Below are 11,231 nucleotides of genomic sequence, written 5' to 3'. Positions count from 1 at the left end.
ATCGACGGTGCCGTGGAACACCAAGGTGTTGTCGTTGGTGATAAAGTCGCTGCTGGAGCTACCGGTGTCTTGGGTGATGCTGGTGATGGCCACGGTGTTGCCGTCGCCGTCCTCATCGATCTTGATATCGATATTACCATTATCAGTGGCATTGCCCGTATTGCCAGCTGGATCTGTCACTGTTGCGGTTGCAGTATAACCACCATGAGGAATTGGATTAATGACATCAACAGCATATGTACCGTCAGGATTCACAGTGGTGGTAAGAGTTTGCTGCACACCATTGCTGTCAGTAACAACAATAGTGATGACGCTACCAGGGGCGGCATCCGTTGTACCTGTGATGGTTGGCGTGGTATCTCGGGTATCATCAGGCGCGCTGACGGTAATAGTGGGAGCCGTCGTGTCGAGTAGCGCGGAATCACTGCCTTCAGGCGAAGTATTACCCGCTGGATCGGTAATGGTTGCAACTACAGTGATAGTTTCACCTTCAGCTGGCGCAGGAAGTGTTAAGTTTACATAACCATTATTGATATCTTCTTGTGTCAACACATAGTCAACACCATTCACTGTCAGGGTATCGCCTGCATTCGCACCTGTGCCGCCTAAGCCAATGGTCACACTGACGTCTGTTGCCCCGCCGAGCTCTGCATTACTGATAAAACCATCATCGTTTGTATCAGTGGTAATGGTAACGCTTGGTGCACCATCGGCCACAGGAGTGACATTAATGGTTAAGGTTGCAGTTGAGCCAGTATTGGTGGTGTAGGTAATTACTGGAACTTGGCCGTTCCAGTTTTCATTTGGGGTAAAGCTGTATGAGCCATCGGCATTGAGTACTAAGCTGCCACCTTCGAGATCGACAGTTGTGCCTGCAGCAAAGGTGCTGCCCGAGACTGTAAAGCTCACCACACTTAAGCTGGAATCAACATCGGTGTCGTTGTCGAGCACATTGCCTGTGGCGACGGTATCTTCAGCAACAGTATTAGTGTCGTTGGCTAATACCGATGGGTCATCAACTGGGGTGACATTAATGGTTAAAGTTGCAGTTGAGCCAGTATTGGTGGTGTAGGTAATCACTGGAACTTGGCCGTTCCAATCTGCATTAGGGGTGAAGGTGTATGAGCCATCGGCATTGAGTACTAAGCTGCCGCCTTCGAGTGCTACGGTTGTACCTGCAGCGAAGGTGCTGCCTGATACTGTAAAGCTCACCACACTTAAGCTGGAATCGACATCTGTGTCGTTGTCGAGCACATTGCCTGTGGCGACGGTATCCTCAGCAACAGTATTGGTGTCGTTGGCTAATACAGAAGGGTCATCAACTGGGGTGACATTAATGGTTAAGGTTGCAGTTGAACCGGTATTGGTGGTGTAGGTAATAACAGGAACTTGGCCGTTCCAGTTTTCATTCGGGGTAAAGGTATAAGAGCCATCGGCATTGAGTATAAAGCTGCCACCTTCGAGCGTAACAACTGTGCCCGCCGCAAAGTCGGTTCCGTTGATATTAAATCCAACCACACTTAACACATTGTCGGCATCGTTGTCGTTATCGAGCACATTGCCAGAAGCAACAGTATCCTCATCGACCGTAATACTGTCGTTAACTAATACCGAAGGAGAGTCGGTTGCTACGGTTTGCTCTGGTGCGGCAGTTGTGGCTGCGGTGAGCGTTTGTCCAGAGGTTGAATAACCAGATGTCGCTAAGGCTTCTGTGCCATCACGGGCTAAGGTGACATAGCCTGAGTTACCGTCACGGCCAGCTGGCGCATTACCAGCGGCGGTTTCTGGTAAGTTTTGGGTTGGGTCCTCACCCGATGCAATGAGATCTTGTAATGCTTGGATTTCGTCTTGGGTTGCTTGGCCGCCGGCGTTGGGGGTGGCAGCAATGCTAGGCTCAACCTCATTGGATAACTTAGTGCCATCATCAAAGGTGATTTCGTAGGTCGCATTTTCACCGATATGAAGCACAGCACCTTTGGGGAGTTGCTCGCCATCCTTAGCGGGTTGATTTGAACCATTAACCTCGACTTCGATCTGCCCTTTGACCAGTTTGAGCAAACCTTTCTTTGTTGTAATGATCGATCCCATAATAAGCTCCCAACACCTGATTGTGTTAATCCAAAGATGCACAAATCCAACAAATGTGTTGAATAGTGATACAAGTGGTGAAATTTTAGCTTGGTACTAATAGGAAGTCAATTTTTTGACGCGACGCGATAACTTGCTATGACTGGGTTTTACGGAGAGTGGTGCGAAAAATTGGCGTTTAAATCTGCCTTAACTAGATGTGGTATCTTAAAGCAGAATAGACGCAGCATCTAGTACCTTTGTTTTATATATAGAAACATATTTATAACAAATTAGTCTGTGTATAGACATTAAAATTTTATGAATTCTGCTAAAACGGCGTTTAGGCGAGCTAAAAAGGAAGTGATTGGTTAGTTTTGAGGGCCGCAACTCCGATAGGGGAGCTGCGGCTATAGCAAATTACAGGTTAACCGCCTGGCGATAGCTTTGATTGGCGTTACCTTGTTCGCCGAGTTGTTCTTGAATACGGGCAAGCGATAACCAAGACGCTTGGCTTGGGGCGAGACGACACACATTCTGCCAGCAGGTTTTAGCTTCTTTCATATCGCGGGTTTGTTGATATAACAGCGCTAAGCACTTTTGGTAATCAGCATTATTCTCATGGGTGATTTCATGCTTGAGTAATTGCTTGCGGATCTCTTCGTCATGGGCGGTGACTATTTGTGGTATCACTTCTAACAGTGCCGACTCAGGCGAGCTACGTAGTTTTTTCGAGAGTAATTTAAGCGCTTGGTCTTTACGATTGAAGCGGCATAAGCCCATGGCGTAAATCGCTAAAAACTCAGACTGGTTACGTTCATCACGTGAAAGCCATTGCCAGCATTGCTCTAGGGCATTTTCCCCTTTAAGACTCGCTGCTTTTAACAGGGCGCAATGGGTTTCAACGCTGAGTGCATTTAGCTTGGCATCCTCTAAGATCTGCCGTTTCTTCAGTATTGGGAGCAACAGCTTAAGCGCCTCCCAATCTTCTTGCGCCCGGTACAACTCTAGGGCGAGTTTCAGCACAGGGGTTTTACTCTTGCTGGTTGGGGCTAACTTATCGAGTTCCGCTCTGGCTAAGGCGAGTTCCCCTTGCTTGAGCAAGTAACGTGTACGAGTAGTCGCTACCGCATTGGCCGTCATAGGCTGTGCTTCAGCGCGGGCAAGATATTGATCTCGCTCGGTGATTTTATTTTGATGTTGCGCAGCACGTGCTGCGGCAAACAAATTTAATGCTGGCAGTTCACCGTTGTCAGCCCCTTTAATCATGGCGCGTTCTGCCGCAGGCCAATCCTCTTCGGCAATGGCGAGTGCGCCGATTAGGGTGTGTTTCTTGGCGGAGCGGCGACGCCAATGCTGCGGGATAAAACGGCTGCGAAGCAGCAAATTAATCACAGTGATCACTAGCCATTCCAACACTTGGAACAGGGCATAGAACACGATTAACATGATGATCCCAAAGACTAAACTGGTTTCAAGCTGGTAATCACCCGCGGCAATATACACATAGCCAGTATTGCCGACAATCCAAGGGCTGATACACAGGCCTATTAATATGATCCCAAGAAATATCAATGCCTTAATCATAGCTGTGGTTCCTCTGAAGAGGTGAGTTCACCATAGCTGGTTAACTGTAATAACAGCGGTTTAGCGGCAAAGGATTTCAGCGTAATAGGGTCAAGCTCCAATGTCGCCAGTTTGTCTATCTCGGCAATGGCTTCACTGGTTGGGTGGGCTTGAACATCAAAATAGGTTTGGATCCACTGGCGAGCCATCATCAGTGATTGATGATAAGCCGCTCTATCATAGCGATAGAGTGCCAGTTGGGATTGCAGCAGCTTATGGCGAATATTTTCGACTAAATACCATTGTTGCTCCGGTGTGAGCAGGGCAGGCGCATCGGCGGTTCTGTGGCGAATGGTAACAAAATCTTGGGTTAACGCCTTCCAAGTTTTACTTAGGTTACTTTGCCAATCATTCAGATCGCCAGAAATGGTAGTATCTTCAGGGGCGCTTACATCAGCATCCGCGCGGCTAAGGGGCAACTTGTCGAGTTGGTCGATTAAGGCATCGAGAGCTAATACGCTGCCTTCAATATCCGCACTCTTAATATTGGTGGTCGCGGCAATATCTTTGGCCAGCGCCTTACGGATTGGCAGTAAAGCAGGGTTATTCATTGCGGCAATGGTTTCGTCGGCTGACTTTAGTAAGTCGGTTGCCGTGCGTGGATCTTTTTCGAGCCAAAGCTTACGCCCCGCCATATTCACTAAGTATTCGGCTTCCGAGGCCATCCAGTGGGTTGGGCTACGTTGGGCCAGCTTATTTAACCTGTCTTGCAACTGACTTTGGTCCGAGGCGAGTTTGGCGAGCTCTTGGAAGGTTTTGGTATTTGACAGTTGTTGTTGCTCAAGCTGCGCAATGCGCTGATTCGGGGCGAGTAAGGCTTGTTGTAATTGATCCTGCAAGGCCTGATTTTTGTTGGTTTGCACTTGGATTTGCGCTTGAAGCTGTTGCTGCATTTGTTGATACAGCAAGTAGCCACCACCGAGGGTGCATGCAGTTAAACCTAATGCTAATAGCACACCGAAACGAATGGCCCATGAGCTGCGATTCACTTGCACCACTTGGCGAGCTGCTTGGGTCGATTCGGGTTTGCTGGCTTGCGGCTTAGTATCGGCAGGTTTGACGGCTTTATCTTCGAGCTGATTGACCTGCGGTTCAGTCGCTTCGGTCTTTGCTGCAGCGTCATCGGTATTGACCGATGGAGCGAGAACTGGGGTAGCCTGTGACTCTGGGCTTTGGGCGTCGTGCTTGTTGTTATCCATTTAACAGTCCTTAAAATCATGCTACTGCCGAAATTCGAGTAAAATCGGGCTAAATAGCGCTTAGAGTTTAAGGGCGTTTAGCACGGCTTTGCTGTTGGCGGCATTGGCATTGGTGACTTGGGTTATACCAAAGGCATGAGCTTGAGCTTCTACTCGGTTACTGGGGACTATGATATGACATGAGCGCAGCCATGCAAATAACTCTTTTGGCACTAGATTAATCAGATTATCCAGTACTTCACCACTCGTTATGACGATAGTATCTATCCCAAAGTCTCGCCATTGTTGACTAACAGCTGCACCATCGAGCGGCGGGCAAGCGCGTTGATAGACTTCCCAATAGCGCACCTTCGCGCCTCTAGCACTCAGTTGCTCGGCGAGGGCTTCACGGCCACCGACGCCACGAATGATAGTGATATGTTTACCTTGGATATGTTGCAGTGCTGGCAGGGTCAGCAAGCCTTCCGTTTGCTGGCAATCGTCCGGTGCTTCGAGAGCCTCAATTCCCTTTTCTTGCAGTGCTTCCCAAGTCGCATGACCCACGGCGAAATAAGGCACGCTTGGCCAGTCTTTAACTTGGGCAGTATCGACGTTAAACGCAGCATCAGCAAAGCTCACCGCATTGGCGCTGATACAGATAACCATATCGACATCGGCTAGGGGGTGCGGAGTGTCAGGTGGCAGCGGAGGCGTGGCCTCAACACAGAGGAGTGGAGTAACGCAGTGGTCGATACCCTTTTCAGTTAAGGCATCGACCATGGACTGATTGCGCCCCTCGGGGCGCGTCAGTAAGACTTTCATCGTCTTAGGCTTTTGCGTAAACAGCGTCGAGGATGCTTTTGGCGCCTTTGCTGAGTAGTTCTTCAGCCAGGGCCACACCGAGTTTCGTTGCTTCGGTCTTTGGACCTGTGATCACGCCTTCGATGATTTCGCTACCATCTGGGTTACCAACGAGGCCGCGCAGTGTCATTTCTTCACCGTGGATTTCGGCAAAGGCACCAATAGGTACTTGGCAGCCGCCTTCGAGGCGAGTATTCATGGCGCGCTCGGCGATCACGCGGTAGCGAGTCTCTAAGTGTTCTAAAGGTGCTAGGAGTGCTTTTACGCGTTCATCGTTAGTGCGGCACTCGATACCGACAGCGCCTTGACCGTTGGCGGGTAAGGATTCTTCCGCAGAGATAAAGCTGGCGATACGCTCAGACAATTTCAGGCGGATTAAACCTGCAGCAGCCAGGATAATCGCATCGTATTCGCCGTTATCGAGTTTCGCGAGGCGAGTACCGACGTTGCCACGCAGATCTTTGATAATCAGGTCTGGGCGTGAGGCGCGCAGCTGGCACTGACGACGTAGGCTTGAGGTGCCGACTGTGGCGCCAAGTGGTAGCTCACTGATTGACTTATAAAGGTTAGACACAAAGGCGTCGCGCGGATCTTCGCGCTCACAAATCACTTCCAGTCCTAAGCCTTCGGGGAAATCCACTGGCACGTCTTTCATCGAGTGCACAGCGATATCGGCTTGGTCTTCCAGCATGGCGACTTCGAGTTCTTTTACGAACAGGCCCTTACCACCAACCTTAGCTAATGGGGTGTCTAAGATAACATCGCCCTTAGTGCTCATTGGCAATAGCTCCACCACGATACCTGGGTGAACGCGTTCTAATTCTGCTTTAACAAATTCTGCTTGCCACATGGCCAGCGGACTCTTGCGGGTAGCGATACGTATGCGGTTTTCAGACATGCCTAGTTTCCATCCGAGATCTTAGTTGCGCCAATGCTAACATTGGCTATTCGTGAATGTAAGGAAGGCGTATCGATTCTTTGAAGTCGGCGGCGTTCTAAATTGGCTTAAAGTGTGACGAACTTCTCATTTGGTTGCTCAACTTTGCAAAAGTGTTAACATGAGCACACTTCTTACTCGTGCTTAAGTGTCGTGTTCTTGGATGGATCAGCAAGGTCAATTTCCTGATATTGCAGAAAGACTTAATCAAGTTCGTATCGCACGAGCTTTAGCCTTGTTGTCGCCGCTTCAAAAGCATTTGTTCCGTTTGATCCCTTTCCTTATTCAGCAGAATAGCGTCCAGTATCCCGGCTTTGTCGATGCCGACACACCGTGTGGGATCCAAGGTTATCGTCCTGATTCACTTGAGGCGCAGGCCTGCGATGTATTTAAGCTCCCCTTTATTGCCAATGAGGTTGAAAATCCAGCCTTTGAAGGCGTTTACGCTATGGGCAGCACGGCCAGTTTTGGCCAGAATGCCAAGAGTGACGTGGATGTATGGCTAGTGCACCATGCACAGCTGTGTGATGAGGACTTAGCCTTTATCAAATTAAAAGCCGAGCGTTTAACCGCTTGGTTTGCCGAATATCAGTTTGAGGTGAATTTTTACTTAGTTCACCCGCTGCAATTTTCCGGCGATAAATCGCAGCGTTCCGGTTGCCAATCGTCGATGGCCCATGAGCACAGCGGTAGTACGCAACATTGGTTATTGCTTGAGGAGTTTTACCGCAGCCAAATTCGGTTAGCGGGTAAAACCATCGCATGGTGGCCCGATGCCAAGCTTAATCCTGAGCTGCTGTACCTAGGTAATGTGCACGAGCTACCGGCGAGTGAGTACTTTGGGGCTTCGCTGTGGCAGCTCTATAAAGGCCTCAATAAACCCCATAAGGCATTGATAAAAGTACTGCTACTGGAAGCCTATGCCAGTGAATATCCTCACTCGCAGCTGTTGTGCGACAGGTTATGGCAAAAGACCTTGGCGGGGGATTTCTCCACCTCTAACGATGCTTATTACGCAATTTATGAGGTCATCGAAGCCTATCTATTAAAGCAGAATGATAATCGTCGACTCGAGATTGTGCGCCGCTGTTTTTATCTCAAATGTGGCGTGTATTTGAGTGTTGCGGACCAAGGCAAAGACTGGCGCTATGCCAAAATGCAAAAGCTAGTGCAAGAATGGCAGTGGCCCGACAGCTTAATTTCGACCTTAGATGACTGTGAGCATTGGCACAGCGGACAATTGAACTGGTTCAATGAACAGCTTAACGAGTTACTGCTGGCGAGTTACCAAACGCTGTTGCGCTTCGCCTCGACCCATGAGTTGAATGAGGGGCTCAGGATTGAAGAGTTAGGGATGCTCACCCGCAAGCTGCACACTTACTTCAGCCAAGATGAAGATCAAATCGCTAAGTTAAATCTGCTCTGGAGTCGCTCGGTCGCCGAATCTGAAGTAACCATGGTGTCTAGCGCTAAGGAAAACCAATATTACCTTTATCGCCAGGGGCCAAAACCGCAAAATCTGTTGGGTGAATCGGCGATATGTAAGGGGAAAACTCCCTCAGCATTGATGATCTGGGCCTGCTTGAACGGCGTGTCGACGCCAGAAACTAAATGGTATGAGTTTGGCCAGAGTAAGGTTAAGTCTCGGCGCCTAACCGAGGCGGCGCGGCGGCTCTTGAACTTTATCGACCACGACTGGCGGGTATCAAAACTCGACCTGTGCCAGCCATGGCATTTTAGAAAGCTGATTTTTGTGCTTAATCTCGACTGCGACCCTACCGTCCACTGGCATGGGCAAGAGATGATGGTCGATGTGATGAATGCCAACGTGTTTTCATTAGGCCGTAAGAAGGAAAATATGCTCGGCGCCCTCGATGCCATCTGCCTCAATAGTTGGGGAGAGTGGCAATGCCACCGTTTTGAGGGCGAAACCGCGGTATTGCAGGCGCTATCGTTTGTCACGCCGGGGTTAAGGCGAGCGACCCATCCGGTGGATATGGATGTGATTAGCTGCTCGCAAAAACTCAGGCCTCAGCTTAAGTTAGCGGTGAAAAACCTGCTGAAACAAACCGTGCGCCTATGTCAGCAGGTGCAACAATCGAGCACTTTAGTGCAGCCGCTGCAAATCAGTCATACCCGTTATGGGATCTTTTTTAACCCTTTGGGGATGGCGTATCAGGACTTGAGCGATGCCAAATCCTTCTATCAGCAGCTGTCACGCAGCCATCTGGTGCAATTGCCTCGGCCCGAGTTGGGCGACGATCCCTTTTCGAGCATGCCGAAAATTATTCAGAACTTTGCGGCTAAGGGAGCGATTCAATATTTCCTGCGCCAGCGGCCCGAAAGTTTGGATGTGTTTATTCTCGATGAAGATAATCAGCTTAGCCATTATGTGCAGCCGGGCTCGAATATGATGGAATTGGTGAACAAAGTGAGTCATCACTATGTATTTGATGAGTATTATGCTTCGAAGGCGAGGTTTAACATTCCGCAGTTTTTCCATCTAGTGCGGGTAGCGGGCGAGTTGACTGTCATGCCCTTTGGGGTCGATATCAATAACGCTAACGTGGAGTTTTAAGCGGGAATCGCTCCCGCTTGTTAAAGCTGCACGCGCTTATTAGAAGCTCAGTGCAATACCGCTCTGGCGAAGGATAGAGTCCTGTACAAAGGGCATAAACTCGCCACCATTACGGCCATCAATCCATTTACCATCAACAAAACCAAAGTGATAGCCACCGAAACGGGTCGCAACCCAAATCTCATGCAAAGGCTCTTGTTTGTTGATGACAATTTTCGAACCATCGACAAATTCCAGCTGTAACACGTTACCGCTGGCATCAATATCGACATCGGCGTCTTGTTCATCAATTGCGGTTTCGATAGCGGTCTCTATCGCTTGGAACATGTCATCGGCGAGCTGGTGAAATTCTGTATCTGTCATGGCCATGCATTTCTGTCCTTTGCTTTCGTCAAGATGGGTGCGATTATAAGGCTATTAGTCACCAGATGCACAGATGTTGAGAAAAATGAGACTGTTTTTATTGTTATTGCTTGGTAGCCTATTCATTACAGCATGCGGTCAAAAAGGCCCCCTGTATAAATCCTCTCCCGCAGAGGTGAGTCAGCCTACAGAAATTAAGGCGCCGAAGAGTGAAGCACCCCCTGCCGACCCGGCGGAGCCTCAAGCTGAAACTGAAAAAACACAATAATAATCAGTATAATTACAACAAAGCGCAGTAAGGAACCGGACATTGGATCACTTTCTCTACCAAGACAATACCCTGCACGCCGAAGGCTGTCGGGTCAATGATTTAGCCCAGCAGTATGGTACGCCACTGTATATCTATTCCCGTGCGACGCTCGAACGTCACTGGCATGCGTTTAACAATGCGGTGGCCGACCATCCACATTTAGTGTGTTACGCGGTGAAAGCCAACTCGAACTTAGCCGTGCTAAACGTCTTGGCTCGTTTAGGCAGTGGTTTTGATATTGTCTCGGGCGGAGAGTTAGCGCGGGTGATTGAAGCCGGTGGCGACCCGGCCAAAGTGGTATTTTCGGGCGTGGGTAAAACCGTCGCCGAAATGGAGCAAGCACTTAACCTCGGTATTTATTGCTTTAACGTCGAATCGAGCGCCGAGCTTGAGCAGTTAAATCAGGTCGCAGGCCGCTTAGGTAAAATTGCCCCCGTGTCACTGCGGGTGAATCCCGATGTCGATGCCGGTACGCATCCCTATATTTCGACGGGCCTTAAAGAGAACAAATTTGGTATCGCCATGGATGAGGCTGAAGTCGTATTCGCCCGTGCCCATGCGCTACCACATTTGCAGGTAAAAGGGGTCGATTGCCATATCGGTTCACAATTGACCGAGATCCAACCTTTCCTCGATGCGATGGACAGAATGTTAGCCCTTATCGACCGTCTGGCCGAGCAAGGCATTGTGATTGAACACTTCGATGTGGGTGGTGGTTTAGGGGTGACCTATGATGATGAAACTCCGCCGCACCCTGATGTTTACGCCGCAGCCCTGCTCGCACGTTTAGGGGATCGCAAGCTCAAGTTAATTTTCGAGCCAGGTCGCGCCATTGCCGCTAACGCGGGGATTTTCGTCACTCAGGTGCTGTACCTTAAAGAAAACAGCGATAAGCGTTTTGCGATTGTCGACGGCGCGATGAACGACTTAATTCGCCCCGCACTCTATAGCGCTTGGCAAAATATCATTCCGGTAAATCCAAGGGATGAACAAGCGCAAGTATTTGATATCGTAGGGCCAGTGTGCGAAACCGGTGACTTTTTAGGTAAAGACAGACAACTCGCGATTGCGGCGGGGGATTTACTGGTTGTGCGCTCGAGCGGTGCCTACGGTTTTGCCATGGCCTCGAACTATAACACTCGTCCCCGTGCGGCCGAGGTGATGGTCGATGGTGACAAGGCTTATCTGGTGCGTGAGCGAGAAAAATTAGCGCAGCTCTGGCAAGGTGAGCAACTCCTGCCGTAAACTAGAAAATTATATTGATTCAGGCGCTTGGCTAGTTAATGGCGGCGCCTAGGCTTAAAGGATAAG

At 49.5% G+C, this 11,231-nt stretch carries 9 protein-coding genes; 3 read left to right on the top strand and 6 right to left on the bottom strand.

Annotated features, from left to right (window positions below; all coding sequences use genetic code 11):
- The 5 genes from L2713_RS18510 to hemC all read right to left on the bottom strand — a co-directional run.
- Window positions 1–2,088: retention module-containing protein (locus L2713_RS18510; RefSeq protein ID WP_248968895.1), on the bottom strand; the 2,088-nt coding region annotated here is incomplete at its 3' end.
- A 399-nt stretch (window positions 2,089–2,487) separates the two neighbouring features.
- Window positions 2,488–3,654, bottom strand: coding sequence for a heme biosynthesis HemY N-terminal domain-containing protein (locus tag L2713_RS18505; protein ID WP_248968894.1), 1,167 nt, complete (start codon window positions 3,652–3,654; stop codon window positions 2,488–2,490).
- Window positions 3,651–4,892, bottom strand: a complete 1,242-nt coding sequence (locus L2713_RS18500) for a uroporphyrinogen-III C-methyltransferase (RefSeq protein ID WP_248968893.1) — start codon at window positions 4,890–4,892, stop codon at window positions 3,651–3,653. The genes L2713_RS18505 and L2713_RS18500 overlap by 4 nt, the downstream gene beginning before the upstream one ends.
- Window positions 4,893–4,952: 60 nt before the next feature.
- Entirely contained in the window at window positions 4,953–5,693 is a 741-nt protein-coding gene (locus L2713_RS18495) for a uroporphyrinogen-III synthase (protein WP_248968892.1), read from the bottom strand.
- 4 nt (window positions 5,694–5,697) lie between these two features.
- A complete protein-coding gene (gene hemC, locus L2713_RS18490) occupies window positions 5,698–6,630 on the bottom strand; it encodes a hydroxymethylbilane synthase (protein WP_248968891.1) in 933 nt (310 codons plus the stop codon).
- 202 nt (window positions 6,631–6,832) lie between these two features.
- Here hemC and L2713_RS18485 point away from each other — a divergent pair, with 202 nt between their 5' ends.
- A complete protein-coding gene (locus L2713_RS18485; protein WP_248968890.1) occupies window positions 6,833–9,247 on the top strand; it encodes a class I adenylate cyclase in 2,415 nt (804 codons plus the stop codon).
- A 39-nt stretch (window positions 9,248–9,286) separates the two neighbouring features.
- Here L2713_RS18485 and cyaY read toward each other — a convergent pair whose 3' ends face one another.
- Window positions 9,287–9,616 carry an iron donor protein CyaY gene (gene cyaY / locus L2713_RS18480; protein ID WP_011621196.1) on the bottom strand — a complete coding sequence of 110 codons (330 nt, stop codon included), beginning with the start codon at window positions 9,614–9,616 and terminating at the stop codon, window positions 9,287–9,289.
- 67 nt (window positions 9,617–9,683) lie between these two features.
- Between cyaY and lptM the strand changes: the two genes are divergently transcribed.
- Together lptM and lysA are read left to right on the top strand one after the other, a co-directional pair.
- Entirely contained in the window at window positions 9,684–9,878 is a 195-nt protein-coding gene (gene lptM / locus L2713_RS18475) for an LPS translocon maturation chaperone LptM (protein WP_109286792.1), read from the top strand.
- Window positions 9,879–9,920: 42 nt separating this feature from the next.
- Window positions 9,921–11,165, top strand: a complete 1,245-nt coding sequence (gene lysA, locus L2713_RS18470) for a diaminopimelate decarboxylase (protein ID WP_248968889.1) — start codon at window positions 9,921–9,923, stop codon at window positions 11,163–11,165.
- Window positions 11,166–11,231 lie beyond the last annotated feature (66 nt).

Source organism: Shewanella seohaensis (genome assembly GCF_023283775.1).
In the GTDB taxonomy this organism is placed as follows: Bacteria; Pseudomonadota; Gammaproteobacteria; order Enterobacterales; family Shewanellaceae; genus Shewanella; species Shewanella seohaensis.
Note: the sequence above shows the minus strand (reverse complement) of the source record. Positions and strands in the feature narration are given on the sequence as shown.